Below are 25,653 nucleotides of genomic sequence, written 5' to 3'. Positions count from 1 at the left end.
CATCAGCCTATTCGCGATACGGGCGGAACTGCCGGCGTAGCGAGCCGGCGGATGTCCGGAAGCGTCCGCCCGAACCTACCGTGCCGCAGCCGAAAGGGCGCGGCAATGCGGCGCCGCACGCGGCGCCGGCCGGGCGCGGACAGGGAAATGGTCTGCCGCGTACCGGGGTAAAGCGACGCGTGGGCGCCGCTCCGCCTCAGTTGGAGCCGAGCAGCGGCGCCAGTTCCTTGTCGAGTTCCTCGGGGCTGATGGCGCCCGGCACCTTCTTGCCGTTGATGAAGAAGGTCGGGGTCGAATCGACGCCGAAATCGTCGGCACCGCGCTTGGCGGACTGGTCGATCTCGCCGGCCAGCTTGGCATCCGAGAGGCAGGTGTTGAACTGCTGCTCGGTCATGCCGCTCTGCTTGGCAATTGCCAGCAGGGCCTGTGCCGGGTTGTTGGTGAACGCCCAGTTCTTCTGGTTGCTGAACAGCGTATCGACCATCGGGTAATACTTCCCCTCGCCGGAGCAGCGCGCCAGCATGAAGGCTGCCTTGGCGACGATGTCGAGCGGGAACTCGCGCAGCACGAAGCGCACCTTGCCGGTGTCGATGTACTTTTCCTTCAGCACCGGCCAGGTGGTGGCGTGGAAATGCGCGCAATGGCCGCAGGTCATCGAGGCATATTCGACGATGGTCACCGGCGCGTCTTCCTTGCCCAGCCACTGGTCGGGCAGCGGGCCGGCCTGCAGCAGCTTGGCGGCATCGACCGTCTGGGCGTCGGCCTGGCCGACGAAGCCGAGCTCGCCGAGGCCGAGGCCGCGCGGGCCGGAAAGCGCGAGCAGCGCCGCCGCGGTGAGAAGGACGGTGCCGGTGCCTTCGAGGAAGCGGCGGCGGTCGATCATTTGTCTCTCCAGATCGGAGGCGGCCGATGCGGCCGCCCGAACAATTCCATGCGCCTACAGCGAGCCTGCGATCATGGCAACGGTACGGCAGCTCCGCCTTTGGTCACTGCTGCGTGAAGCTTTCCAGTGATTTCCTTGCGCTCAGCGGCGGGCGCGGTCGCGCGCCACCAGCGCACCGAGCCGGGCGAGCGCCGCGGCAAGCGCCGGGTCCTCGAACGTGCCGAAGTGCTCGATGCGGGCGCCGGCGCGGGCGCACTCCTCCACGCCGGGCTCTTCGCGCCGCCGGCGGGGGCGGGCGAGCGAGGGCACCGGCCCCTGCCTGAGGCTGAGCCGGCCGATGCAGCGCCAGCCGAAATAGCGGTTCACCCGCTCGATCACCACCGGCGCCAGATGCTGCAATTCGATGGCGTAGCCGCCCTCCACCCGCACATGCAGCACGCCGGGCTCCTCGCTCTCCGGCCGCGAGGGCCAGGCGAGCTTGATCGGCTGCGCCCGCCGCGCAAGGTCGTCGCCGATGATGTCGGCCCAGCGGGTGACAATCTCCACCGAGGCGAGGCCGCGCTGCTTGCAGCTCGCCGCGATGGTCGCGTCGATGAAGTCGGCGAGCGGCTTGGGATGGGAGCGCGGCGGCATGGCTTTCGGCGAGGATGGGCTCGGGGGAGCCGGATGGCGAAGATGGCTCGAGGGAGCCGGATTGATTGTGGGCGGCGGCGGAAACGGTCTTGCCGGCGGCGATGCCTGCGCCCACCTTGGGCCGGACAGACGAGGGAGCCGGCACACCGATCCATGCCCGCACGCGCGAGCCTAGCATCCGTTGGCCCGGCGACAAAGCCGGCACCGGCCGGACCATCGACCTCCAGGCCGTCGACCTCCCGGCCCGATCCCCGCGCCCTGCTGGCCTGGTATGACCGGCATCGCCGCGAGCTGCCCTGGCGGGCGCCGCCCGGTACGCGGCAGCATCCCTACAAGGTGTTCCTGTCGGAGATCATGCTGCAGCAGACCACCGTGGTGACGGTGCAGCCTTATTACGCCGCCTTTCTCGCCCGCTGGCCCTCGGTCGAGGCGTTGGCGCGGGCGCGGCAGGAGGAGGTGCTCTCCGCCTGGGCCGGGCTCGGCTACTACGCCCGTGCCCGCAATCTCCACGCCTGCGCGAAGGCGGTGGCCGGCACGCATGGCGGCGCCTTTCCCGACACCGAAGCCGGCCTGCTCGCCTTGCCGGGCATCGGCCCCTATACCGCCGCCGCTATCGCCTCCATCGCCCATGAGCGGCGGGCGGCGCCGGTGGATGGCAATTGGGAGCGGGTCGTCGCCCGCCTGTTCGCCGTCGAGGAGGCGCTGCCCAAAGCGCGGAAGCGGCTGCGCGCGCTCGCCGAGACGCTGCTGCCGGACGCCCGCTTCGGCGATTTCGCGCAGGCGATGATGGATCTCGGCGCCACGGTGTGCACGCCGCGCAAGCCGGCCTGCATCCTCTGTCCCTGGCGGGCGGACTGCGTCGCGCAGGCGCAGGGCACTCCCGAGGCCTATCCGGTGAAGGCCGCCAAGGCGGCGCGGCCGACGCGGCGCGGCGTCGCCTTCCTCGCGCTGCGGGCGGACGGGGCGGTGCTGGTGCGCACCCGGCCGGAAAAGGGCCTGCTTGGCGGCATGAGCGAGGTGCCTTCAACGCCATGGGAACAGGCCGACCCGGCCAACCCCGCCGCCCATGCGCCGCTGAAGGCGCAATGGCAGGCGCTCAATGCCACGGTCGACCATGTGTTCAGCCATTTCGCGCTGGAACTGGCGGTCTGGCGGGCGCGCCTGCCGGCGACGACGCCGGCTCCCGCCGGTCATCGTTGGGTGATGCCGGCGGGCTTCGGGGCGGAGGCTTTTCCCAGCGTGATGGTCAAGGTATTGCGGTATATCGATTAATTCTCGCCTGTCCGATGGACCCTTGTCGTCCTCCGCGCGTTATCGGCTCGGCTCGCACGGGTTGCGGGCGATCAGGAGACCATGACCATGGGTAGCGCGATGGACAAGGGCAAGGGCCACGCCAACGAGGCGATGGGCCATGCCAAACAGGCCGCCGGCAAGATGGCAGGTTCGAAGAAGCTCGAGGCCGAAGGCAAGGCCCAGGAGATGAAGGGTGAAGCCCAGAAGGCCATGGGCAAGGCGAAGGACACGGCCAAGAAGGCCGCCCATCACTGAGCCGGATATCCAGCGAGTGAGGAAAAGGCCGCCAATGAGCGGCCTTTTCCTTTGAGCACCAGCTCTTCCGAGAGCAAGCTCTTGGGTTCGAGCGACAGGTCGGCGCGCACTTGATGCCGTCGTCGGGCCGGCGGCGGCAGGGCGATGGCGCGTCAGTCCAGTAGCCCGACATGGCCGGGCAGCGCGGCGATCCGCGCCGTCCAGGCCTGGATGCCGGGGAAACCGCCGAGATCGAAGCCGCCTTGCTCCGCCGTGTGGGTGTAGGCGTAAAGCGCGATGTCGGCGACGCTGAAGCCGTCCCCGGCCAGCCAGTCATGGGCCGCCAGCCGCGTCTCCATCACCGCGAGCGCCTTGTTGCCGGCCTCGAGCAGCTGGGCGAGCCGCTCCGGCGTCGCCAGCGCCGCGCGTTCCTCATAGACGAACAGCGCCCGGCGCACCGCGATGGCCGGCTCATGGCTGTACTGCTCGAAGAACAGCCACTCATAGGCCTTGGCGCGGTCATAGGCGTCGGCCGGGATCAGCGGCATCCCCTCGGCCAGATGCAGCAGGATGGCGTCGGATTCGGCGAGGAAGCGGCCGTCCTCCAGCTCCACCGCCGGCACCTTGCCGATGGGATTGCGGGCGAGGAATTCCGGCGTGCGGGTCGAGCCGTCGCGCGAGGACACCGTCACCCGCCTCAGCGGGCGGCCGGTATGCGCCGCCACCAGCCGCACCTTGTAGCAATTGCCGGAATCCGGCTGTTCGTAGAGCGTGATCATGTCGCCTTCGTCACGCGGCCAGGAGGTCTCCCAACGCCGCGGCGCGCCGGTGCAGCCACTCGCGGACCGCGGGACGAGCTGGCGAGCGGACTTTACCTGCGGCTGATCCAGCTCGGCAATCCGCTCGTCCCGTCGTGACGCGCCACAGGGGCGGCGTGGTTGCCGGCGCGCCGGCGAAGGGCATTGTCTGTGGAGGAAGGTTCCGTCGCTACGCCCTCGGCGAGGACCGGTGCAGGGTCGTCACGCTCGCTATGATCGCCAGCCTCTCGATCGCCGCCTCAACAGTCGGGGTGGCGATCCGCGTGCCGGCGAGGAAGCAGAACATCTTCTGATGCGTCGCCGATCCCGGCGAGGGGCCTCAACGTCGGCGATGCAGCGATAGCCGTCGCGCCTTTGCCGGCCTCCGCCTTCCGCTTCCAACGGGTTGCTACTCGGCCGCCATCGCCATTTCCGAGCGCACCACGGCGCGCAGCCGGTCGATCGGCATCAGCCCCTCGCCGGTTTCGATATGCCAATAGGTCCAGCCATTGCAGGCGCCGGCGCCCTGCGCCGCCGCACCGGCGCGGTGGATGGAGCCGACGGTGCCGAGGCCGGGCGCGGTCTCAAGCGACAGCGTGCCGTCGGCGCGCACCAGCGCCTTCACCTGCGCCCGCGCATCGGTGAGCAGCGTGCCGGGCGTCACCAGCCCGCGCTCGACCAGCGAGGCGAAGGCGACGCGCGGGGCTTCGCGCGCCGACGGGGCAGGGGCGAGCGCGGCCTCGGGAAGCGGGTGCGTCGCATCGACCCGCGCCTGCGCCGCCTCGGCGTAGCTGCGGTCGCGTTCGATGCCGATGAAGTGGCGGCGCAGCTTCTTGGCCACCGCCGCGGTGGTGCCGGAGCCGAGGAAGGGGTCGAGCACCACATCGCCGGGCTTGGAGGCGGCAAGCAGGATGCGGGCGATCAGCGCTTCCGGCTTCTGGGTCGGGTGCAGCTTGTGGCCGTCGGCATCTTTCAGCCGCTCGCCGCCGGAGCAGATCGGAAACAGCCAGTCGGAGCGCATCTGCACATCCTCATTGGCCGCCTTCATCGCCTCGTAATTGAAGGTGTAGCCCTTGGCGTTCGGCTCCCGCGCCGCCCAGATCAGCGTCTCATGCGCATTGGTGAAGCGCCGGCCGCGGAAATTCGGCATCGGGTTGGTCTTGCGCCAGACGATGTCGTTGAGGATCCAGAAATCGAGATCCTGCAGCATCGATCCGACGCGGAAGATGTTGTGATAGGAGCCGATCACCCACAGCGAGCCGGTGGGCTTCAGCACCCGGCGCACCGCCAGCAGCCAGGCACGGGTGAAGGCATCATAGGCCTGGAAGCTCTCGAACTGGTCCCAGGCGTCGTCCACCGCGTCGACCCGGCTCTCGTCCGGACGCCTCAGCTCGCCCTGGAGCTGGAGGTTGTACGGCGGATCGGCGAAGACGAGGTCGACCGATTGCGCCGGCAGCCGCGACAATTCGGCGACGCAATCGCCGCGCAGGATGGTGTCGAGCGGGAGGGCGTCGGGTGTCGCCGCCCGCGAGGCGCGGGGGGCGGAGCGGGAGGCGAGGCGGGAGAGGGCCTCGACGGCCTCGACCTTCGGCACGACTTTCATGGAACGGCACCCGACGCTTGAACGCAGACTGGAACGCAACAGCACGCGTCCACAATGTCCGCTGTTCAGGGTAAAGAGCGGGTAAAGGGTTCCGATTGGATTTTACGCAAGTGGAGGCCATGTGGGCGTAACGACTTCGCCGCGGCATGCCGACGGCCTCGCCGCCCGCTCGATTCGCTTCGCCCTGACGGTGATGGCGCCGATCGCCGTCGCCCTGACCGTCGGCGTCGATGTCTGGCTGATCTACGCCATGATCGCCGGCATTCTCGCCTTCACACTCGACACCGGCGGCCCGGCGCTGCCGCGGCTGGCCTGGATGGGCTCGGCCGGCGTCATCGTGCTGGTCGGCACCGGCCTCGGTACGCTGGCGGCCGGCCAGCCGGTGGTGATCATGGCCGGCTTCGGCATTGCCGGCGTGCTCTATGCGCTGGTCGAGAGTCTCGACGACACCGCCGCGGCCGGCGCCCGCTTTCTGTGCCTCACCTTCGCGGTCGGCGCGCTCTATGCGCCGCTGGAATCGAGGGATGTCGGGGTGGTGGCGGGCTTCATCGGCTATGCCTGGCTGGTTTCGCTGTTCTGGGATGGCGTCGGCGGCGGGCTGCGCGCCTCCACGGCGCCGTCGCTGCGCGAGGTCTATGCGCGTTTGCAGGCGAGCGAGCGGGACCGCTGGATGTTCGCGCTCGCCGTCGCCATCACCATTCCGCTGGCCTATCTCGCCAGCCAGGTGCTGGGGCTGCGCCACCCCTATTGGGCGCTGCTCGCGGTGGTCATCGTGCTGCGGGCGGATGCGCTGTCGAGCCGCCGGCTGATCGGGCAGATGCTGCTCGGCACGGCGCTCGGCATCGCCGCGGCGGTGCTCTACGGTGCCGGCGCCACGGCGCTGCGCCAGCGCGGGCTCGACGTGCCGCCGCACTCGCTGCTGCTGGTGGGCATGGCGGTCGCGGCGTTGCTGCGCTGGCCGTTCCAGCAGCTCAGCGGTGTGCTCGGCACGGCGGCGCTCACCGCCTTCATCATGCTGTTTCTGGAAGTGATCGCCGGCACGGTCGGCGCCGCTGCCCCCGCCATGGCCGAGCGACTGGTCGATGTCGCCATCGGCTGCGGCTTCGCCCTGCTGGCGCTCGGCCTCGATCGGCTGGGCCAGCGCGGCCTTTCGAGTCTGCGCCCGCGCTAGCGCTCAGGGCACCAGCCACAGCACCGGCAGCCAGCCGGCGGCCTGCGCCATCTCGATGCCCTCGGCGAGCGGAATGGCGGCGAGGAACACGCAGGCGTCGATGAAGGTCTGCACCACCATGCGCGGGCGAATCTCGAGCGTGTCGACGTTGCGCCACAGGCGGAAATTCGGCCAGAAGCGCGGCACCCGCGCCTTGTAGGCGAGATAGGTCTCGCCGAAGCGCTCGGCGAGGAAGCGTTCTTCCTTGCGCACCACGATAGAGAACACCACCCATGTGAGCAGCGTCGCGGCGATCGCCGCCGAGAAGCTGCCGAACTGGGCGCCGGCGCCGGCGGCGCCGATGAAGGAGAACACGTAGAGCGGGTTGCGGCTGATCGAATAGGGGCCGAGCGCCACCACCTCCGACTTCTTGCGGCCGCTGATATACAGCGAGCACCAGGTGCGGCCGGCGATGGCGAGGAAAAGCAGCGCGACGCCCACCATCTCGATGTTTTCGTGCAGCCCGGTCTCGATCGTGTCGGGCCATACCGAATGGCCGGTGAGCAGCACGATCACCGCCAGCGCGCCGATCACAAACAGCGCCAGCTTGCGCAGGCTCTGCACGGCTCCGAGATCGATGCTCGGCTTGGGATGTTCCGCCTGGGCGGCAGGCGAGGGGAGATCGTTCATGGCGGCTTTTACCCTGGGAAGCGTAGCCGGCCACTAAACACAGCTTGCGGCGAATTTCAGGCCGTCACCCGCTTGTCGCGCAGCGCGAGGCCGGCGGCGACCAAAGCGAGGCCGGCGACGTGGTAGATTTGCAGGCTCTCGCCGAGCAGGCCGACCGCCAGCACCGCGCCGAACACCGGCATCAGCTGCAGGAACTGCCCGGCGCGGGTCGGGCCCAGCACCGCGACGCCGCGTGCCCACAGCACGAAGCCGATGGTGGGGAAGATCGCGGTATAGGCGATGAGCAGCGCCGCCTCGCCGGCATGCGCGGTGCCGATTCCGCCCTGTGCTATCTCGACGGCGGCGAAGGGGGCGAGCGCCACCAGGCCGAAAGGGATCGACACCGCCAGCGCGGCGGCGGCGGACAGCCCGCCGGGAAAGCGCTTCAGCAGCACCGCATAGAGCGCGAAGGCGCTGATGCCGCCGAACAGCACCAGATCGCCGGGATTGAGCGCCAGCCCGGTGAGGTTGCCGATGTCGCCGCGGGTGACGATCAGCGCAACGCCGAGGGTTGAGACGCCGAGCGCCAGCCGCGCCCTTCGGCTGGTGCGCTCGCGCAGCATCAGCCAGCCGAGCAGGCCGACCAGGATCGGCGCCGCCGAGCCGATGATCGAGCCGTTGACGAGGCTAGTATGGGCGAGGCCGGCATAGATCAGCACGGTGAAGACGGCGATGTTGAGCACGCCGGCCGCCATCCACAGCGGCCAGCGGCGCTTCAGTTCGCCGGCATTGGCGCGGATCTCGCGGAAGGTGAAGGGCAGCAGCAGCAGCAGCGCGAACGCCCAGCGCGCGGCGGAGAAGGTGGCGGGCGGCAGGATGTCGGCGGCCATGCGGCCGGCAAGGAAATTGCCGGACCACAGCAGCGCCGCACCGGTGAGGGCCAGTGCCGCCAGCGTCGCCGGCGCCATCGGCGCGCCACGGCGCGCGGCGCCGGAACGCAGGGGATTCAGGGTGTCTGCCACGAATGCCATGACGCTGCCTCCTCACCTCGAAAACGCTGATGCCGCAAAGGTCGGGGCGAGGCGGTTGGCCGCGCAGCGCCGATATAGGTCAGTGTAATTGACCTATGCCCGGCATGTCCTTGCGTTCTGCGGGTGGGGAAGGCGGGCGGCGCGGCAGATTCTGCCGTCAGCGCCGCATTTTTGCCTCGCGGCTGTCGCTGCCCATCTTTTCGGCAGTCGAATCCGCGGGCGCAGGGGCGGGGCGCAGATGGCCGAGCGGCAGGGTGCCGCTTTCCTTCACCCGTTTCAAAGCCAGCGAGGAGCGCACGCCACGCACCCCCGGCAGGCCCATCAGCACGTCATGGGCGAAATGCGCGAAACCGTCGAGATCCTCGCAGACCACATGCAGCAGATAGTCGCTGTCGCCGGTGACGCTGTAGCAGGCGATCACCTCCGGCCGGTCCAGCACCGCGGCCTCGAAATCCCGCGCCGCCTCCTCGACCTGGCGCTCCAGATGCACCTGGATGAAGGCGAGCACGCCGAGGCCGAGCCGGGAGGCGTCGAGCCGCGCCTGATAGCCGGCGATCAGGCCTTCCTCCTCCAGCCTCCGGGTACGCCGCAGGCAGGGCGAGGGCGACAGGCCGATGCGCTCGGAGAGTTCGGCATTGGTCAGCCGCCCGTCCTGCTGCAATTCCCTGAGGATGCGCATATCGAAGGGATCGACCACGGGAAGGCGCATGCTCTGTCTCCATGGCAGGGGAATGCGACAGGATCGGCTGCTGGAGGCAAGTTTGCCGGCAGAACCCGCCGCACGGCAATTGGCCTTTCGGTCAGTAAAGCTGACAGTTCAGGCGCGGCGATGGCTGGGGCTGGGCCGTCAGTGCCGAGCCGTCAGCGCGGAGTCGGGTGCTCCCGCATCTTCCGCGCGCGTCCGAGACGTGTCGGTCTGGAGCCGCAATCCTGCAAAATCCCCAACATGTCGTGGATCGTCCGCTCGCGCCCACTTGAACTTGTGTCCCTCCGGCCGCACCCTGAGGGCATGAAATTCACCCGGCTGCGCCTTCTCGGCTTCAAGACCTTCGTCGAGCCGACCGAGATGCTCATCGAGCCCGGCCTCACCGGCGTCGTGGGCCCGAATGGCTGCGGCAAGTCGAATCTCGTCGAAGCGCTGCGCTGGGTGATGGGCGAGAATTCCTACAAGGCGATGCGCGCCGAGGGGATGGACGACGTCATCTTCGGCGGCACCGCCACCCGACCGGCGCGCAACACCGCCGAGGTGATGCTGGTCATCGAGAACGAGGACCGTACCGCGCCGGCGATCTTCAACGATGCCGACCGGCTGGAGGTGTCGCGCCGCATCGAGCGCGAGGCCGGTTCCTCCTACCGCGTCAACGGCCGCGAGGTGCGGGCGCGCGACGTGCAGATCCTGTTCGCCGATGCCTCCTCCGGCTCGCGCTCGCCTTCCATGGTGCGACAGGGGCAGATCGGCGAGATCGTCGGCTCCAAGCCCACCGCCCGCCGCCGTATCCTCGAGGAGGCCGCCGGCGTCGCCGGCCTGCATGCCCGCCGCCACGAGGCCGAGATGCGGTTGCGCGCCGCCGAGGCCAATCTCGCCCGCCTCGAGGACGTGATCGGCCAGATCGGCACCCAGCTCGACGCGCTGCGCCGCCAGTCGCGGCAGGCCAGCCGCTACCGCGCCGTCTCCGGCGACATCCGCAAGGCGGAGGCGGCGCTACTGTGGCTGCGCTGGTCGGAGGCCGCCGGCACCCTTGCGGAGGCGAGCCGCACCCTCGACCTTGCGGTGCGCGAGGTGGCCGCCGGCACGCTGGCGCAGGGCGAGGCCGCCCGCGCCGCCGCTGTCGCCGCGCATGGGTTGCCGGGGCTGCGCGAGGCGGATGCCGCCGCCGCCGCCGCCCTGCAGCGCCTCAGTTTGGCGCGCGGCGAGCTGGATGGCGAGGAGGCGCGCGCCAGCGCCCGCGTCGCCGAGCTCGACCGCCGGCTCGCCCAGCTGGCCGGCGACCTGCAACGCGAGGCGGCGCTGGCGGCGGATGCCGAGGGCATGCTGGCCCGGCTCGCCGAGGAGGCCGCGGCCCTCGGCGAGGTCGAAGCCGGATCGGTCGAGATTCTGGAAGCCGCGCAAGAGGCGCGGGTGATCGCCGAGGAGGCGCTCGCCGTCGCCGAGGCCGCCTTCAACGAGGCGACCGCCGCCAGCGCCGAGGGTGCCGCCCATCGCGCCGGTGCCGAGCGGGCGTTGCGCGAGGAGACCGATCGCCTCGCCAGGCTCGATCGCGAGCTGGCGCAGCTCGCCGAGCAGGCCCGCGGCCTCGCGGCCTCCGCCGGCGCCGACCGGCTGGAGGAGCGCCGCGCCGCCGCCGAGGCGGCACAGGAGGCCTTCGCCGAGGCCGAGGCGCTGGCCAATGAGGTGGAAGCGGCGCATGTCGAGGCGCGCGCCGCGCTGGACCATGCCCGCCGCCCGCTCGCCGAGGCCGAGCGCACGGCGCAGCGGCTCGACACCGAGCAGCGCACGCTGATGAAGCTGCTCGATATCGGCACGCCGAAGCGCTTCCCGCCGGTGCTCGACCAGATCACGGTGGCGCGCGGTTTCGAGGCGGCGCTCGGTGCCGCGCTCGGCGACGATCTCGATGCGCCGGCCGTCGATTTCGCCGCGGCCGGCGAGGCGCCGGTGCGGTGGTCGCCGACCGGGCAGGGCGAACTGCCATTGGCGCCGCCCCGCCCCGTCGATCCGGCGCTGCCGTCGGGCGCGGTGCCGCTTGCCGATCATGTCGAGGCGCCGGCGGTGCTGGCCCGCCGGCTGGCGCAGATCGGCGTGGTCGCGCGGGCGGATGGGCCGGGCCTTCTCGCCCGTCTCGCTCCCGGCCAGCGTCTGGTTTCCCGCGAGGGCGATCTGTGGCGCTGGGACGGCTTCGCCGCCGCCGCCGATGCTCCCACCATGGCGGCCCGCCGCCTCGCCGAGCGCAACCGGCTGGCCGATCTCGACGCCCAGCTCGTCGCCGCCCGCGCCGAGGTCGCCACCCATCGCGCGGCGCTGACCGCCGCCGAGCAGGCGCTGCGCGCAGCTGGCTCGATGGAGGGGCACGCCCGCGAAGCGCGGCGCGCGGCGTTGCGTGCCATGGAGACCGCGCGCGAGGAGTATGCCCGCGCCGAGCGTGCCGGTGCCGAGCGCGCCGCCCGCAAGGCGGCGCTCGACGCCAATCTGGAGCGCGCCGAGGCCGAGCGCGAGCAACGCGCCATCGTGCTGGAGGAGGCGCGGGAGGCGCTGGCGGCGCTGCCGCCCTCCGGCGCGGCGGAGGCGCGGCTGGCCGAGGCGCGTCTCGCCGTCGCCCAGCATCGTGCCGAGCTCGCCGAAGCCCGCTCCGCCGCCGAGGGACTTGTTCGCGAGCGCGACCAGCGCCAGCGCCGCCTCGGCGCCATCGTTCATGACCGGGAATCGTGGAAGGCCCGCGCCGCCGGCACTGGCGAGCGGGTGGCCGCCATCGACGCCCGCCGCGAGGAGGCCGCCATCGAGCGCGCCGATCTCGACGAGGCGCCCGCCGTGTTCGCCGCCCGCCGCCGCGAATTGCTCTCGGCCATCGAACGCGCCGAGGCCGCTCGCCGTGAGGCATCCGATTCGCTTGCCGCCGCGGAGGCCGCCAGCCGTCAGGCCGAGCAGGACGCCCGCGCCGCGCTCGACGCGCTGGCCACGGCGCGCGAGGTCTCGGCCCGCGCCGAGACGCGGCTGGAGGGTGCAAAGCAACGCCGCGAGGATCTCATCCGCGAGATTGCCGACACGCTGGACGGGCCGCCAGAGAGTGCCCGGCAGATCGCCGGCCTCGATACCGATTCGCTGGAAGCGCTGCCGGACCCGCAGGCGGTGGAGGCCGAACTCGACCGGCTGAAGCGCGAGCGCGAGCGGCTCGGCGCCGTCAATCTGCGCGCCGAGGAGGAACTCGCCGAGATCGAGACGCAGCAGCAGGGCCTCGCCGCCGAGCGCGACGACCTCACCGAGGCGATCAAGCGGTTGCGCCAGGGCATTTCCAGCCTCAACCGCGAGGCGCGCGAGCGCCTCAACGCCTCCTTCGCGGTAGTGGACGGGCATTTCCGCCAGCTGTTCGGCACGCTGTTCGGCGGCGGCGAGGCGCAGCTGATTCTCACCGATTCGGAAGACCCGCTGGAGGCCGGCCTCGACATCATCGCCAAGCCGCCCGGCAAGAAGCCGCAATCGCTGTCGCTGCTGTCGGGCGGCGAGCAGGCGCTGACCGCCATGGCGCTGATCTTCGCGGTGTTCCTCACCAACCCGTCGCCGATCTGCGTGCTGGACGAGGTGGATGCGCCGCTGGACGATGCCAATGTCGAGCGCTTCTGCAACCTGCTCGACGAGATGCGGCGGCTGACGCAGACCCGATTCGTCACCATCACCCACAACCCGATCACCATGAGCCGGATGAACCGGCTGTTCGGCGTCACCATGGCGGAGCGCGGCATTTCCCGGCTGGTCTCGGTCGATCTTGCCACCGCGGAGAGTTTTCGCGAGGCCAGCTGACGCTAGGGCAAGCGACGTCATGCCACGGGCGGCGATCTCTGGCATGCCAAAACACCGGCTCTGGCATGCCAAAAACACAGCGGACAGCTTCCCTTGGTGCGGAGAGCCGTGCAAAACACCTGCGACAAGGCGTCCCCTTCCGGGTTTTATCAATCCTTTTCAATGGCTTAAAAGATGTGAACGGCTCCTTGACACCCCTTGGGGCGAACACTATGGTGCGCCCGGTTTCGGGGGTAGGGAAACCTTCTCCGGTCAAGGCTGGGCACGGATCATGGACGACCGCGAAAAAACGGACGGCCAGGGCGGCACAGACAAGCCGGATCTCTCCGATTCCGAACTCTCCGGCCGGCTTCGCGGCCTCGGCTCGGCACTCCAGCGGGTGCAGGCCGAGCGCAGGGCGGAGGAGGCGGATCCGAAGGCGGACCCGACCTCCACGGCTTCCGGCATGGCGCTTGCCTTCCGGCTGGGTGCGGAGTTCGTGGCGGGGGTTCTGGTCGGTGCCGGCCTCGGCTGGGGTATCGACTATCTCTTCGGCATCGCGCCGTGGGGCATGATCGTGTTCCTGCTGCTCGGCTTCGGTGCCAGCGTGGTGAACATGATGCGGGCGGCCGGCGAGTTCGGCCGCAAGACGCCACCGAAGGGCGGCGCGTAGAATTTAAGCTTCGTCGCCTGCGGGCGACGCGTGAACGAAAGGGTGCCGCCGGGCGGCGCCCGGGCCAGGATCCCGCCACGGTGTGGCGCGCGGATCCAGGCTGCCGCCGGAAGGTGGCGCGAAGGTGACGAAGTCGCCGCCTTGGGCGGTGCCTGGAGAGTTGGGGCGGCCACGGCCGCCGGCATCGCTTCGGTTCGATCAATTCATGCGTGTCGCCCGTCCGGGTGGCGCGGTCAGGCAGGGCGCGCGCTCCATCGTGGGGCGACGCGGGACGAGGGCAGCGACCGGCGATGGCAGTCGAGATCGATCCGATCCATCAGTTCCAGATCTTCAATATTGTGGATCTGGGGGCGCCGGGCGGCGTCCATCTCGGTTTCACCAATTCAGCCGCCTTCATGTTCGGCATCGTCGCCGTCATCTTCTTCTTTCTGACCTATGCCACCCGCGGGCGCACGCTGGTGCCCGGGCGGCTGCAGTCGCTGGCCGAGCTTTCCTACGAGTTCGTCGCCTCCACGGTACGCACCACGGCGGGCAATGAGGGGATGAAGTTCTTCCCCCTTGTCTTCTCGCTGTTCATGTTCGTGCTGGTCGCCAATTTCGTCGGCATGATCCCGTATTCCTTCACGGTGACCAGCCACATCGTCGTCACCGCCGCGCTGGCGCTGGTGGTGATCGGCACCGTGATCATTTACGGCTTCGTCCGCCACGGCACGCATTTCCTGCATCTCTTCGTGCCCTCGGGTGTGCCGGCCTTCCTGCTGCCCTTCATGGTGGTGATCGAGCTCATCTCCTTCCTCTCGCGCCCGATCAGCCTGTCGCTGCGTCTGTTCGCCAACATGCTCGCCGGCCACATCGCCATGAAGGTGTTCGCCGGCTTCATCGTGATGATGACCGCGGGCGGCTTTGCCGGCTTCCTTGGCGCGGTGCTGCCTCTTGCCATGGTCGTGGCGCTCACCGCGCTCGAATTCCTGGTCGCCTTCCTGCAGGCCTACGTCTTCGCGGTGCTGACCTGCATCTATCTCAACGACGCGCTGCATCCGGGCCACTGATCGGCGCGCTCGCGGGACACCTTCATACCCTTCAACTCAATCTTGCGAATTCAATAGGAGAAGATCATGGAAGCGGATGCCGCCAAGTTCCTCGGCGCTGGTCTCGCCTGTCTCGGCATGGGCCTCGCCGGTATCGGCGTCGGTAACATCTTCGGCAACTTCCTCTCGGGCGCCCTGCGCAACCCGTCGGCGGCCGATGGCCAGTTCGCCCGCGCCTTCATCGGCGCGGCGCTTGCCGAAGGTCTGGGCATCTTCTCGCTCGTCGTCGCCCTCGTCCTGCTGTTCGTGGTCTGACGTCCTGACTTGTGGCAGCGGGCGTGCCTTGATGGCGCGCCCGCTTTGCCCTATCGATCGAGGAAGCCCGCACCATGTCCGAGACCCACGGTCCGGCCGGTACCTTCATCATCGCCCAATCTGGGGGGGCTGCCGAGGCACCCGTGCCCGGAACGGGCACCCATAGTGGCGTGGAGATCGGCGTGCCCCCCGCGGAAGCCCATGGCGCCGGATTCCCGCCCTTCGACGCAACGACGTTTCCCTCGCAGCTCATCTGGCTGGCGATTGCCTTCGTCGGGCTCTATCTGCTGATGAGCCGGATCGCGCTGCCGCGCATCGCCAACATCCTCGAAGAGCGTCACGATCGCATCGCCGACGATATCGAGGAGGCCGGCAAGCTGAAGGCGGAGAGCGAGGCGGCGGCCAAAGCCTATGAGCAGGCGCTGGTCGGTGCCCGCGGCAAGGCCACCTCGATCGCCACCAGCACCCGCGACAAGCTGGCGGCGGAAGCCGATGCCAGCCGCAAGGCGCTCGAGGCCGAGCTGGCGACCAAGCTCGCTTCTGCCGAGGCCACGATCGCGGCGACCAAGACGAGCGCCATGGCCAATGTCCGCGGCATCGCCGTCGACGCCGCCGGCGCCATCGTCAACCAGCTGACCGGCGACGCCCCCGCCCCGCAGGCGGTGGAAGCGGCGGTCGACAAGGCCATTGGGAGCTGATGCGCCATGGGTAGCGATACTTTCTGGGTATTGGTCGCCTTCGTCATCTTCATGGCGATCCTGGCGAAGTACGGCGCCTTCTCCGGCATTGTCGCCAAGCTCGACTCCCGCGGCGAGCGTATCCGCTCCGAGCTGGAGGAAGCCCGCCGGCTGAAGGAGGAGGCGCAGAAGCTGGTGGCGGAATATCGCCGCAAGCAGCATGAGGCGGAAGCCGAGGCAGAGGCGATCATCACTTCCGCCAAGGCCGAGGCCGAGCGCCTGGCCGCCGAAGCCAAGACGAAGCTTGAGGATCTCATCGCCCGCCGTACCAAGATGGCGGAGCAGAAGATCGCCAATGCCGAGGCGCAGGCGCTTGCCGATGTGCGGGCCGCCGCCGCCGATGCGGCGGTGAAGGCGGCCGAGGTGGTGCTGGCGGCCAATGTCACCGGCGCGACTGCCGATCGCCTGCTCGATTCGGCCGTCGCCGAGGTCAAGTCGCGGCTGAACTAGGCGGCTTTCTCCGATCATCGCGTTTCGAAAGCCCGGCCTTGTGCCGGGCTTTCTGCTTTTGGGGCTGCGGTCCGGAGGCATTCCTGCGGGGAGTGCCGCCGTTTCTCGCCCCCGCGCGCACTCCTCAGGCGCGATCATCCGCGCGATACAGCTTATCCGCCCCCGTTTTGCCCGGCCGCATCCTCCTCCCACCTCGCGCAACGAAGCGGCGCCACCGGAGCGGCCAACCGCCCGGGCCGAGTGCGGTGGCCGTGCTGCGGCAGTAGAATGCCCGGTACATGGTGGCCCAAGTCCCGTGTTCCCGTAGGTCGTTACGCCGATCGCGCGGAGAAGCGCGCGACGTACCGCATAGCGGAGGATCGCAAGGCCCGCGCCCAAGCGATGGTTCTCGGGGCCGCAGGGTAAGCCGCAGAACACGGCGTGCGGAACGCCCTTTCGGCATGTCGGTTGGTTGCCCAGCAGCTTGTACGATCCGCCAACCCACGGTGCCGGCGACCGCCGGAGCGATCCGGCCTTAGGCATCCCGCGCCCGCTCCGGGCGCGAAGGAACGGTCCCGTAGGCTCAGGCCGAGGCAAAAGGCTCTGGGCAGCGAGCCGGGACGCGCCTCTCGCAAGCTCAAGCTCGCACGTGCACGAAACGTCGCCGCTTCGGCGGCGGCCGGCCGGGAGGCCTCGCCGTCAGCTGGTCCAGCGACGCGGCCGGTAGAAGGTATGCTCGCCGATGCGGTCGAGCTTGCGCATCTCGCGGATCCAGAACGGCCGCACCGATCGGGCGTGATAATGCGTCGCCCGTCCCACCCGGGCGTCCCACAGGCGGCCGTCCAGCATGTCGGCGGCGATGCGCTGCGCCTGTCTCCACAATTGCGGTTCGGTGACGACGTCGCGGATGTTGTCGCAGGCGAAGGTGAACTGGCAGGCGAGCTTGCGGTGGGCGTTCTGGTAGACGGCGCGGCAGACATCGGCCGGGTAATAACCGGAGAACACCCGGTTCATCACCACCTGCGCCACCGCGATCTGCCCGCGCTCCGGCTCGCCGCGGCTCTCGAAATACACCGCCTCGGCGAGGCATTTTTCCGCTCGCGCCCGGCGGCGCCCGTCGAGACCGAGTCGGTCGGCGGGGGAGGCGCCGGCCATGCGGCCGAGCGTCGGCGTCTCGGCGCCATCGGTGGCGTCGACCTCGTCGCTGCCGTCGCCGTCCACGCCCTTGGCGGCGACCGAGGTGCCGGAATCGTCGTCGTCCGTCTCGCCGCCGTGGAAGCGCTGGGCCGGCATGCCATCCAGCCCGAAGATCAGGCTGGCCTGGCGGTAGATCGGCAGCGCCCCCTCCGGTGCGCCGATCAGCCCACGGTCGGTCTTGGCGAAGGGATCGGCATAAGCCGGGCCGGCAAGGCCGCCTTCGCCCAAGCTGGCGGCGACGGCGTCGTTGCCGGCGCTGGCGGCGCTTTCCAGTTCGGCGGGATCGCCGGTCGGGTCGCCGGCGTCGGAGGAATAGGCGGCAAGGTCGTTGGCGTCGGCCACGTCCTCGCCGGCCTCATAGGGATCGCTGCCCATCCCGGCGCGGAGTTCGTCGGCGCGGCGCTCGCCGGTGCCGGTTCCCGCCGTCGTGGCGGCGAGCGCGGAGCCGGTGCCGCTGCCCGCTGCCGTCGTGCCGCTTGCGGTGCCGGCATTGGCCAGGGCTTCGGGCAGGCCGGGGCCGCTGGGCGGGTCGATGCCGGCGAGGCGGTCGCCCTTGCCGGACCGGTCGACATCATTGGCCAGCGGCGGCAGCAGCCGCGGCGGCGCCGGAATGGCCGAGCCGGGCGGCAGCGAAGTGCTCGCCGGCCAGGCGAAGGTCGCGGCCTTCAGGGTGCGGAACGTGCCGGGCAGCACATCGAGGCGTGCCTTGGCCACCACTTCGGGATTGTGGGTGAACAGCGCGGCGATGTCCTGATGGCCGATGCCGCTGGCGAGGAACGGGGTGAACACGCCGGCAAGCGCCAGACCGGCGAGCCGCCATCGCGATGTCCGTACCGACCGATGCGAAGAGTTCATGACGCGGCGCCTACGCAACATGGCCGCCCGGCGGCCCCCGACCCCGCCCGGCGTGGCGGCCACGCATCAGGCAAGCCCCCGCGCACCGGGCCTTATGGTTGTCGCGTATTAACCTTGCTGCGCGGTTAACGCGGTGCCGCCGCCCGCTTGAGCCGGTCGACAATGGCCTCGCCGAGTCCCTGTGCCGGCAGCTCGACCACCGCGATGCCGGCGACGCCGGGCGCGTCGAGTTCGCGCAGATAGGCGTAGAGATTGGCCGCCGCTTCCACGAGATCGCCGCCGGGGCTGAGATCGCGGGTGCGCACCGGCGGCGCGCCGTGCAGCGCCCGCCCGGCGAAGGTGAGCAGCGCCTCGCCGCCATGCAGTTCGCCCGCCATCAGTCGCACCGGCACCGAGGGCGCGTAATGCGAGGCGAGCATGCCCGGCGCCTGAGGGGTCTCGTCGTCGGTGACGCGCTCCGGCATCGCCAGCGGAGCGCCGAGCACCGCCTCGATCTCTTCGCGCGCCAGCCCGCCGGGGCGCAGCATCGCCGGCACCTCGCCGGTGCAGTCGAGGATGGTGGATTCCACCCCCACCGGCGCCGGTCCGGCATCGAGCACCAGGTCGATGGCGCCGAGGAGGTCGGCCATGACATGACCGGCGGTGGTCGGCGAGACATGGCCGGAACGGTTGGCGCTCGGCGCCGCGATCGGCCGGTCCGCCGCCCGGAGCACCGCCCGCGCCACCGGATGCGCCGGCACCCTGATGGCGACGCTGGCCAGCCCGGCGCGGGCGAGCGGCGAGGTCGCCTCCTCGATTGCCGGCACCACCAGCGTCAGCGGCCCCGGCCAGAAGGCGCGGGCGAGCGCCGCCGCTGTCGGCGAGAAGCGGCCGATCTTCTGCGCCGCCTCGACGTCCGCCACATGGGCGATCAGCGGGTTGAAGCTCGGGCGGCCCTTGGCGGCATAGAGCCGCGCCACCGCGTGCGGATCGGTGGCATCGCAGGCGAGGCCGTAGACGGTCTCGGTGGGGATGGCGGCGAGCCCGCCGTCGCGCAGCACCCGCGCCGTCTCCGCGATGCCGTCCTCGTCCGCCGGCACCAGACGGGTAGCGATGATCGGAGCGGCAAGGGTCACGGGGCTGTCCTCGGAAAGTGTGGCTCCGGCTTAGAGCATGTCCGGCGCAATTTGAACAAGTTCCGCCGCACGGGGAGCGACGGCCGCGTGGCTGCGCCAGGCTGAAGGCGGCGGTGGGGGAGGGAGCCGTGGCCTCCGCTGCGGCGAAAAAAGCCGACGTCGCGGGCCGGCCGCGCTGGCCTGCCGGGCGTGCCTGGCATATCGTCCACCATCGGACGGTTCAAGAAGACCAATAACGCCGCCGCCCGCCAACGGTGCCCAAGGATGCCCATGAACACGCTGCTGATCTCGCACGACGCCTCGCTCAACCATGTCACGCCGCCCGGCCACCCGGAGCGTCCCGACCGCGTGCGGGTGCTCAACCGGCTGTTCGAGAAGGAAGAGTTCGCCACGCTGGTGCGCGAGCAGGCGCCGTTGGCGAGCCGCGAGGACATCATCCGCGTGCACCCGGCCGACTATGTCGACGCGCTGGCCGAGGCCTATCCGACCGAAGGCCTGGTGCGCATCGACGGCGACACCGTGCTGTCGCCGGGCACCGAGGAGGCGATCTCGCGCGGGGTGGGCGGCTCGGTGCTGGCGGTGGACGAGGTGGTGACCGGCAAGGTAGCCAACGCCTTCGTTTCCATGCGCCCGCCGGGACACCATGCCGAGACGCGCACGCCGATGGGCTTCTGCATTTTCAACAATGTCGCCATCGCCGCCCGCCATGCGCAGAGCGTGCACGGCATCGGCCGCGTCGCCATCGTCGATTTCGACGTGCATCACGGCAACGGCACCCAGGAGATTTTCTGGTCGGATCCGAGCGTGATGTACGCCTCCACCCATGAAATGCCGCTGTTTCCAGGTACCGGCTCGGTCGGCGAACGCGGCACCAGCGACAACGTTGTCAACGCGCCTCTGCGCGCCGGCGACAATGGCGAGCGTTTCCGCGAGGCGTTCACGAGCCGCATTCTGCCGCGGCTGGAGGCGTTCGGGCCGGAGCTGCTGATCATCTCCGCCGGCTTCGATGCCCACGTGCGCGACCCGCTGGCGAATATCTGCCTGCTGGAGGACGATTATCGCTGGGTGACGCTGAAGCTGATGGAAATGGCCGAGCGTCATTGCGCCGGACGCATCGTCTCGGTGCTGGAAGGCGGCTACGACCTGGACGGCCTGACGCGCTCGGCCGAGCAGCACGTGCTGACTTTGATGCGCGGCTGATCGCCTATATAGCCGGGGCGCCCGGACGATTCGGGCGCCGATCCGAGCGGAGGATGCCATGGCCGATTTTGCGGATGTCAGCACGCTGAGCTTCGAAAAGGCGCTGGCGGAGCTGGAGACCATCGTCGGCAAGCTCGAGGGCGGCAACGTCCCGCTGGAAGAATCCATCACCCTCTATGCCCGCGGCGAGGCGTTGAAGGCCCGCTGCGACGCGCTGCTGAAGGACGCCGAGGCGCGGGTGGAGAAGATCACCCTCGGCGCCGATGGCCGCCCGGCCGGCACCGTGCCGCTCGACGGGGAATGAGCCGGAAGGCCGGGACACGCGGATGAGCGTTCGCGGATGAGCATCCGGTTGCGCGGCCATCATCTGCTCTGCCTGATGACCTATGTCGGCCGGGGCTACACCCCGGCTTTCACCGCCAATTACGACGCGATCGTCGCCCGGCTCGACGCCGGCGAGCCGGTCCGGCTGGTCGAGGGGCCGGACGATGTCTGCGCGCCGATGCTCGGCGGCGGCCATCATTGCCTGAACGCCAGCGTCACCGAGCGCGATGCGCGGGCACGCGCGGCGCTTGCCGGCCTGTTCGGCGGCGGCTTCGCGCCGGGCGACCTGATCGACCTGTCGGCGCCCCGCGTCGCGGCGATGCGCGCCGCCTTCGCCAGCGGCGCCAGTCGTGCCGCCTGTGCCGGCTGCCAATGGACGCGGCTTTGCGACGATATCGCCGCCGGCGGCTTCCGCCGCGTGCGCCTCGCGGGCGCGGCCGGCGACCTCAGCCTGCCTGGCGATCTCAGCCTGCCTTGCGCGCCGCGCAATCGGGATTGAACACCCGCATCGTTGAAGCCGGATGCCGCGCGAGCGCCGCTTCCGGCCGCACCGGCCGGCGTACCAGTTCACCGGAGCAGTTGGGACAGACGCCGCCGAGCACCTCGCGCGCGCAATCGGCGCAGAAGGTGCATTCGAAGGTGCAGATCATCGCCTCGCGCGAGGCCGGCGGCAGGTCGCGGTCGCAGCACTCGCAGGTGGGACGCAGTTCCAGCATCGGGCGGTCCTCGATCAGAGCACGCCCGGCACGATGCGGGCGGTGCGGGCCATGTAGGCGCGGTATTCGTCGCCGAAGGTGTCCAGCATCATCGCCTCCTCGCGGCCGACGCGGAAGAGGTAGAGGATGCCGAAGCCGATCACCCCCGCCGGGCCGGCGATGAAGTTGGGGATCAGGATCAACTGCGCCAGTGCCCACAGGAAGAAGGCCGAGTACATCGGGTGGCGCACATAGCGGTAGACGCCGCCGGTGATCAGCTTGTGGCTGTCCTTGATCTCCAGCGTCACCGACCAGTTCTTGCCGAGATCCGCATGGGTGCGGCGGAACAGCCAAAGCGAGAAGGCGAAGGTCAGCGCACCCAGCGCGAACTGCACCGCCGAATAGGGATAGTCGGCGAACTCGAACAAGTCGGAGGTCGCCCACAGCAGCGGCACGATGCCGAGCCCGCAGGTCGAGCAGGACAGCAGGATCAGTTCGCGCACCTTGTGGCGGGCGTCGACCACCTTCTCGCGCTTCACCTTCTGCTCGAAGGGAATGCGGATGACGTACCAGCCGATGACGCCGATGGCCCAGACGATCTTGGCGGCGATGATGAGGTTCATGAGGCGTCCTCTTGGGCGTCTTGCTGCAGGCCTGCCGGGTCGTTGAGGTCGGACCTATTGGCGGTATCTGCCGGCTCGGTGGGCGTCGCGTCCTCGCGGAGTAGCATCGAACCGTCGTCGGCGAACAGGCTGATCGGCCCGTTGCGCGAGGCGCAGAGCTCGGCGAAGGGCACCGGGCCAAGGGCGATCATGAAGAAGTCGTACGGCGCCTTCATCTCGTTCGCCAGCAGCGACTGGTAGTGCAGGCGCATGATGTGCCAGCGCAGCGCCCGCAACTTCTCGCGCGAGATCATCTGCTTGAGATTGGCGTTCTTCAGGATCGGCTGGCCGTATTCCGCGGTGTCGAATTCCGCCCGGCGCAGCTTCACCGGATGGTACTTGTAGAAATTGATGGCGTCGTGCCGCGCCTGGTACTCGGTCCAGAACAGGTCGGGCCGCTGCGCGATCTGCTCGGCATCGGCGCGCACGGCGGCGGCGTCCGGATGCAGGGAGAATTTCGGAATGGTGGCGCCGCAGGTCAGCAGGTTGAGCCGGGTGCCGCGCCGCCCGAGCTCCGGGTCGCGGGCGAAGGCCAGCACCAGCACCCGCAGGGCAAGCGTGGCGCCGAGGCTGTGGCCGACCAGGATTACCTCGTCATAGCCGCCGTTACGGACCCTCTCCACCAGATACTCGGCGAAACGCGCCAGCCGCTCGTCCATCACCGGGGCGCGCCCGTGCAGATAGTCGCGGGCGAGGTCCCAGTCGTCCAGTGCCTGATGCAGCCGCCAGCGCCGCCCCGGCTGGTGGAACAGGCCGAGAAACACCAGCAGCCCCACGCTCAGCCCGACGAGAAGGGGCAGGTGCCCGGCCTGTCCGGGCGTCACGAGGAAGCTGGTGCCCAGGCCGGCGGCCAACCCGGCCAGAAGTCCGCCGAGCAGGAACAGCATCAATATGCCGACCGGGAACAGGCAGAAGATGCCGTAACGCAGCGTCGCCTTGAAGTAGCGGCGGCTGGTGCCGTTCCGCGCGAATTCCAGCAGTGCCGCCAGCCCCCGCCACAGCCGCGTCACGGCGAGCCGCTTGTCGAGCGCCACCACGATGTCGTCCCAGCGCAGCAGGGCGAAATCGGTTGCCTGCCGCCAGTTCGGCCCCTCGCTACGGGCGCCCCACAGGCTCACCGGCAGGTCCGGCTCGTGGCGGAGTGCCGATACTTCGGCCCGGCAGGACCATAGCGCGGCGAAGCGACCGGCCTGGTTGGCGAAGCGGCCGTGGTGATAATCCATGTCGGTCGGGTCGTGGCCGGGCAGAAACAGCACCAGCCGTCGCCCGCCGTCGATGTCGGTGGGACGCGGCGCCTCGAGGCCGGGCGAGTCGGGAGGGTCCCCTACTGTCATGGCGTGGTTCTAATGTATGCGGGCGGGCGTTTCCATGTCCGTCATGTCGCCATGGCGTGGTCTCCACATGGTTTGGTCGTGGTGCGCCGGCAATTCGCCCTACCGGCCGGGTCCGGGTCCGCTGCCGCGTCATCGGCGACAAGGGTTGATTTTCACCCGGCACATGCCACCTGTCGTTTAGCCGGCCGGCAAGGTCGGGTGCGCCGTGGATGGCGCGAGCACGTCTCCCGCGACCTGGCGGTAGCCGGGAGCACGCGTTGCACGCCTGCGCGGCAGCGTGTATGCCCTAGAACTTCGTCCGGCGGGCGGTGGAGCGCCCCGCGCGGCCGGACGTGAAGCACCGAGGTAGTTCTTGACCCGTCCCTCCACGCCGCTTCTCGACACCATCCGGGAGCCGGCCGAGTTGCGCCGGCTGACGGACGAGCAGCTGCCCCAGCTCGCCGCCGAGCTCAGGGAGGAGACGATCTCCGCCGTCTCCGTGACCGGCGGCCATCTCGGCGCCGGCCTCGGCGTGGTCGAACTCACCGTCGCCCTGCATCACGTTTTCGATACCCCGGACGACCGGCTGATCTGGGATGTCGGCCATCAATGCTACCCGCACAAGATCCTGACCGGCCGGCGCGAGCACATCCGCACGCTGCGCCAGGGGGGCGGGCTGTCCGGCTTCACCAACCGCACCGAGAGCGCCTACGACCCCTTCGGCGCCGGCCATTCCTCGACCTCGATCTCCGCCGGCCTCGGCATGGCGGTGGCGCGGGATCTGGAGGGCGAGAAGCACCCGGCGCAGCCGCGGCGCAACGTGGTCTGCGTCATTGGCGACGGCGCCATGTCGGCCGGCATGGCCTATGAGGCGATGAACAATGCCGGGGCGATGGACTCGCGTCTGATCGTCATCCTCAACGACAACGACATGTCGATCGCCCCCCCGGTGGGCGCCATGTCGGCCTATCTCGCCCGCCTGCTCTCCGGGCGCACCTACCGTTCCCTCCGCGAAACCGCCAAGCAGCTCGCCGGCAACCTGCCGAAGTTCTTCGAGCGCCAGGCGGCACGGGCGGAGGAATTCGCCCGCGGCTTCTGGACCGGCGGCACGCTGTTCGAGGAGCTCGGCTTCTATTATGTCGGCCCGATCGACGGCCACAATCTCGACCACCTGCTGCCGGTGCTGCGCAATGCCCGCGACAGCGACACCGGGCCGATCCTGGTGCATGTCGTCACCCAGAAGGGCAAGGGATATGCGCCCGCCGAGGCTTCGGCCGACAAATATCACGGCGTGCAGCGCTTCGACGTCGCCACCGGCACCCAGGCAAAGGCGGTCTCCAACGCGCCGTCCTATACCCGCGTGTTCGCCGACAGCCTGATCGACGAGGCCCGGCGCGACGACCGCATCGTCGCCGTCACCGCCGCCATGCCGGCCGGTACCGGGCTGGACCTGTTCGAGCAGGCCTTCCCCGCCCGCACCTTCGATGTCGGTATCGCCGAGCAGCACGCGGTCACCTTCGCCGCCGGCCTCGCCACCGAGGGCTACAAGCCATTCTGCGCCATCTATTCCACCTTCCTGCAACGCGCCTATGACCAGCTGGTGCACGACGTCGCCATCCAGCGGCTGCCGGTGCGCTTCGCCATCGACCGCGCCGGCCTGGTCGGCGCCGATGGCGCCACCCATGTCGGCGCTTTCGACGTGCCGATGCTGGCCTGCCTGCCGGGCATGGTGGTGATGGCGGCGGCCGACGAGGCCGAGCTGGTGCATATGGTGGCGACCGCCGCCGCCTATGACGAGGGCCCGATCGCCTTCCGCTATCCGCGCGGCGAGGGTGTCGGCGTCGAGCGGCCCGAGCGCGGCGTGCCGCTCCCGATCGGCCGCGGCCGCATCGTGCGCGAGGGTTCCAAGGTGGCGCTGCTGTCGCTGGGCACCCGTCTCGCCCCCTGCCTCGCCGCCGCCGACCAACTCGCGGCATACGGCCTGTCCGCCACCGTCGCCGATGCCCGCTTCGCCAAGCCGCTCGACCGTGACCTCATATTGCGCCTGGCGCGCGAGCATGAGGTGCTGGTGACGGTGGAGGAGGGCGCGGTCGGCGGCTTCGGCTCGCATGTGCTGACCCTGCTCGCCGAGGCCGGCGCGCTGGAGCGCGGGCTGAAGATCCGCACCCTGCAGCTGCCGGACCGCTTCATCGACCACGACACGCCGGCCACCCAGCTGCGCGAGGCCGGGCTCGACGCCGAGGGCATCGTGCGCGGCGTGTTCGGGGCGCTGGGGCGTGCCGAGGACGGGCCCTCCGCCCTGCTGCGGGGCTGAGCGGCGGAGAGATT

The 25,653-nt window shown here is 70.0% G+C and carries 25 protein-coding genes; 13 read left to right on the top strand and 12 right to left on the bottom strand.

What is annotated here, in order from left to right; genetic code table 11:
• Nucleotides 1-196: 196 nt before the first annotated feature.
• Together KHC24_RS20295 and KHC24_RS20290 are read right to left on the bottom strand one after the other, a co-directional pair.
• On the bottom strand, nt 197-883 hold the full coding sequence (locus KHC24_RS20295; protein ID WP_213365101.1) for a DsbA family protein: 687 nt from the start codon (nt 881-883) through the stop codon (nt 197-199).
• A gap of 141 nt (nt 884-1,024) precedes the next feature.
• The gene (locus KHC24_RS20290) at nt 1,025-1,516 is read right to left on the bottom strand and encodes a DUF721 domain-containing protein (protein WP_213365100.1); all 492 of its coding nucleotides are present in this window, start codon (nt 1,514-1,516) and stop codon (nt 1,025-1,027) included.
• 153 nt (nt 1,517-1,669) lie between these two features.
• Here KHC24_RS20290 and mutY point away from each other — a divergent pair, with 153 nt between their 5' ends.
• Nucleotides 1,670-2,788, top strand: coding sequence for an A/G-specific adenine glycosylase (mutY, locus tag KHC24_RS20285; RefSeq protein WP_213365099.1), 1,119 nt, complete (start codon nt 1,670-1,672; stop codon nt 2,786-2,788).
• 87 nt (nt 2,789-2,875) lie between these two features.
• Nucleotides 2,876-3,064, top strand: a complete 189-nt coding sequence (locus KHC24_RS20280) for a CsbD family protein (protein ID WP_213365098.1) — start codon at nt 2,876-2,878, stop codon at nt 3,062-3,064.
• 152 nt (nt 3,065-3,216) lie between these two features.
• On the opposite strand, the gene KHC24_RS20275 is transcribed toward KHC24_RS20280, so the two are convergent.
• Together KHC24_RS20275 and KHC24_RS20270 are read right to left on the bottom strand one after the other, a co-directional pair.
• A complete protein-coding gene (locus KHC24_RS20275; RefSeq protein ID WP_213365097.1) occupies nt 3,217-3,822 on the bottom strand; it encodes a glutathione S-transferase family protein in 606 nt (201 codons plus the stop codon).
• 427 nt (nt 3,823-4,249) lie between these two features.
• Nucleotides 4,250-5,443 carry a site-specific DNA-methyltransferase gene (locus KHC24_RS20270; protein ID WP_213365096.1) on the bottom strand — a complete coding sequence of 398 codons (1,194 nt, stop codon included), beginning with the start codon at nt 5,441-5,443 and terminating at the stop codon, nt 4,250-4,252.
• Nucleotides 5,444-5,564: 121 nt separating this feature from the next.
• Here KHC24_RS20270 and KHC24_RS25570 point away from each other — a divergent pair, with 121 nt between their 5' ends.
• Entirely contained in the window at nt 5,565-6,614 is a 1,050-nt protein-coding gene (locus KHC24_RS25570) for an FUSC family protein (RefSeq protein WP_213365095.1), read from the top strand.
• A 3-nt stretch (nt 6,615-6,617) separates the two neighbouring features.
• Here the strand turns inward: KHC24_RS25570 and KHC24_RS20260 are convergent, their stop codons facing one another.
• From KHC24_RS20260 to KHC24_RS20250, 3 genes are all read right to left on the bottom strand, one after another.
• Entirely contained in the window at nt 6,618-7,283 is a 666-nt protein-coding gene (locus KHC24_RS20260) for a methyltransferase family protein (RefSeq protein ID WP_213365094.1), read from the bottom strand.
• Nucleotides 7,284-7,339: 56 nt separating this feature from the next.
• A complete protein-coding gene (locus tag KHC24_RS20255) occupies nt 7,340-8,293 on the bottom strand; it encodes a DMT family transporter (RefSeq protein WP_213365093.1) in 954 nt (317 codons plus the stop codon).
• A 157-nt stretch (nt 8,294-8,450) separates the two neighbouring features.
• Nucleotides 8,451-9,002, bottom strand: a complete 552-nt coding sequence (locus tag KHC24_RS20250; protein ID WP_213365092.1) for an Lrp/AsnC family transcriptional regulator — start codon at nt 9,000-9,002, stop codon at nt 8,451-8,453.
• A gap of 300 nt (nt 9,003-9,302) precedes the next feature.
• On the opposite strand from KHC24_RS20250, the gene smc reads away from it, so the two are divergent.
• From smc to KHC24_RS20220, 6 genes are all read left to right on the top strand, one after another.
• Nucleotides 9,303-12,803: a chromosome segregation protein SMC gene (gene smc, locus KHC24_RS20245; RefSeq protein ID WP_213365091.1), complete on the top strand. Its 3,501-nt coding sequence runs from the start codon at nt 9,303-9,305 to the stop codon at nt 12,801-12,803.
• Nucleotides 12,804-13,074: 271 nt separating this feature from the next.
• Nucleotides 13,075-13,455 (top strand): AtpZ/AtpI family protein, encoded by a 381-nt coding sequence (locus tag KHC24_RS20240; protein ID WP_213365090.1) that lies wholly within the window; start codon nt 13,075-13,077, stop codon nt 13,453-13,455.
• Nucleotides 13,456-13,745: 290 nt separating this feature from the next.
• Nucleotides 13,746-14,504 carry a F0F1 ATP synthase subunit A gene (locus KHC24_RS20235; protein ID WP_213365089.1) on the top strand — a complete coding sequence of 253 codons (759 nt, stop codon included), beginning with the start codon at nt 13,746-13,748 and terminating at the stop codon, nt 14,502-14,504.
• Nucleotides 14,505-14,570: 66 nt separating this feature from the next.
• On the top strand, nt 14,571-14,798 hold the full coding sequence (locus KHC24_RS20230) for a F0F1 ATP synthase subunit C (RefSeq protein ID WP_213365088.1): 228 nt from the start codon (nt 14,571-14,573) through the stop codon (nt 14,796-14,798).
• A gap of 110 nt (nt 14,799-14,908) precedes the next feature.
• On the top strand, nt 14,909-15,496 hold the full coding sequence (locus KHC24_RS20225) for a F0F1 ATP synthase subunit B (protein WP_373878594.1): 588 nt from the start codon (nt 14,909-14,911) through the stop codon (nt 15,494-15,496).
• 6 nt (nt 15,497-15,502) lie between these two features.
• Nucleotides 15,503-15,985: a F0F1 ATP synthase subunit B family protein gene (locus KHC24_RS20220; RefSeq protein WP_213365086.1), complete on the top strand. Its 483-nt coding sequence runs from the start codon at nt 15,503-15,505 to the stop codon at nt 15,983-15,985.
• A gap of 678 nt (nt 15,986-16,663) precedes the next feature.
• Here the strand turns inward: KHC24_RS20220 and KHC24_RS20215 are convergent.
• The gene (locus tag KHC24_RS20215; RefSeq protein ID WP_213365085.1) at nt 16,664-18,016 is read right to left on the bottom strand and encodes a cell wall hydrolase; all 1,353 of its coding nucleotides are present in this window, start codon (nt 18,014-18,016) and stop codon (nt 16,664-16,666) included.
• A 125-nt stretch (nt 18,017-18,141) separates the two neighbouring features.
• Nucleotides 18,142-19,131 carry an L-threonylcarbamoyladenylate synthase gene (locus KHC24_RS20210; RefSeq protein WP_271180626.1) on the bottom strand — a complete coding sequence of 330 codons (990 nt, stop codon included), beginning with the start codon at nt 19,129-19,131 and terminating at the stop codon, nt 18,142-18,144.
• A 270-nt stretch (nt 19,132-19,401) separates the two neighbouring features.
• Here KHC24_RS20210 and KHC24_RS20205 point away from each other — a divergent pair, with 270 nt between their 5' ends.
• The 3 genes from KHC24_RS20205 to KHC24_RS20195 are packed head-to-tail and all read left to right on the top strand — an operon-like array spanning nt 19,402 to nt 21,154.
• On the top strand, nt 19,402-20,331 hold the full coding sequence (locus KHC24_RS20205; RefSeq protein WP_213365084.1) for a histone deacetylase family protein: 930 nt from the start codon (nt 19,402-19,404) through the stop codon (nt 20,329-20,331).
• Nucleotides 20,332-20,389: 58 nt separating this feature from the next.
• The gene (locus KHC24_RS20200) at nt 20,390-20,635 is read left to right on the top strand and encodes an exodeoxyribonuclease VII small subunit (protein WP_213365083.1); all 246 of its coding nucleotides are present in this window, start codon (nt 20,390-20,392) and stop codon (nt 20,633-20,635) included.
• A 36-nt stretch (nt 20,636-20,671) separates the two neighbouring features.
• Complete coding sequence (locus KHC24_RS20195; RefSeq protein ID WP_213365082.1) at nt 20,672-21,154, top strand: DUF1284 domain-containing protein; 483 nt, start codon at nt 20,672-20,674, stop codon at nt 21,152-21,154.
• Here KHC24_RS20195 and KHC24_RS20190 read toward each other — a convergent pair.
• The 3 genes from KHC24_RS20190 to KHC24_RS20180 are packed head-to-tail and all read right to left on the bottom strand — an operon-like array spanning nt 21,120 to nt 23,346.
• Entirely contained in the window at nt 21,120-21,371 is a 252-nt protein-coding gene (locus tag KHC24_RS20190) for a DUF1272 domain-containing protein (protein ID WP_213365081.1), read from the bottom strand. The two genes, KHC24_RS20195 and KHC24_RS20190, sit on opposite strands and share 35 nt — an antisense overlap.
• 14 nt (nt 21,372-21,385) lie before the next feature.
• The gene (locus tag KHC24_RS20185; protein WP_213365080.1) at nt 21,386-21,973 is read right to left on the bottom strand and encodes a protein-S-isoprenylcysteine O-methyltransferase; all 588 of its coding nucleotides are present in this window, start codon (nt 21,971-21,973) and stop codon (nt 21,386-21,388) included.
• Nucleotides 21,970-23,346, bottom strand: coding sequence for an alpha/beta fold hydrolase (locus tag KHC24_RS20180; protein ID WP_213365079.1), 1,377 nt, complete (start codon nt 23,344-23,346; stop codon nt 21,970-21,972). The genes KHC24_RS20185 and KHC24_RS20180 overlap by 4 nt, the downstream gene beginning before the upstream one ends.
• A 352-nt stretch (nt 23,347-23,698) precedes the next feature.
• On the opposite strand from KHC24_RS20180, the gene dxs reads away from it, so the two are divergent.
• Complete coding sequence (gene dxs, locus KHC24_RS20175; RefSeq protein WP_213365078.1) at nt 23,699-25,639, top strand: 1-deoxy-D-xylulose-5-phosphate synthase; 1,941 nt, start codon at nt 23,699-23,701, stop codon at nt 25,637-25,639.
• The last annotated feature ends 14 nt before the right edge of the window (nt 25,640-25,653 follow it).

Source organism: Ancylobacter defluvii, assembly GCF_018390605.1.
GTDB lineage: Bacteria > Pseudomonadota > Alphaproteobacteria > Rhizobiales > Xanthobacteraceae > Ancylobacter > Ancylobacter defluvii.
This window is presented reverse-complemented; position numbering and strand designations above follow the sequence as displayed.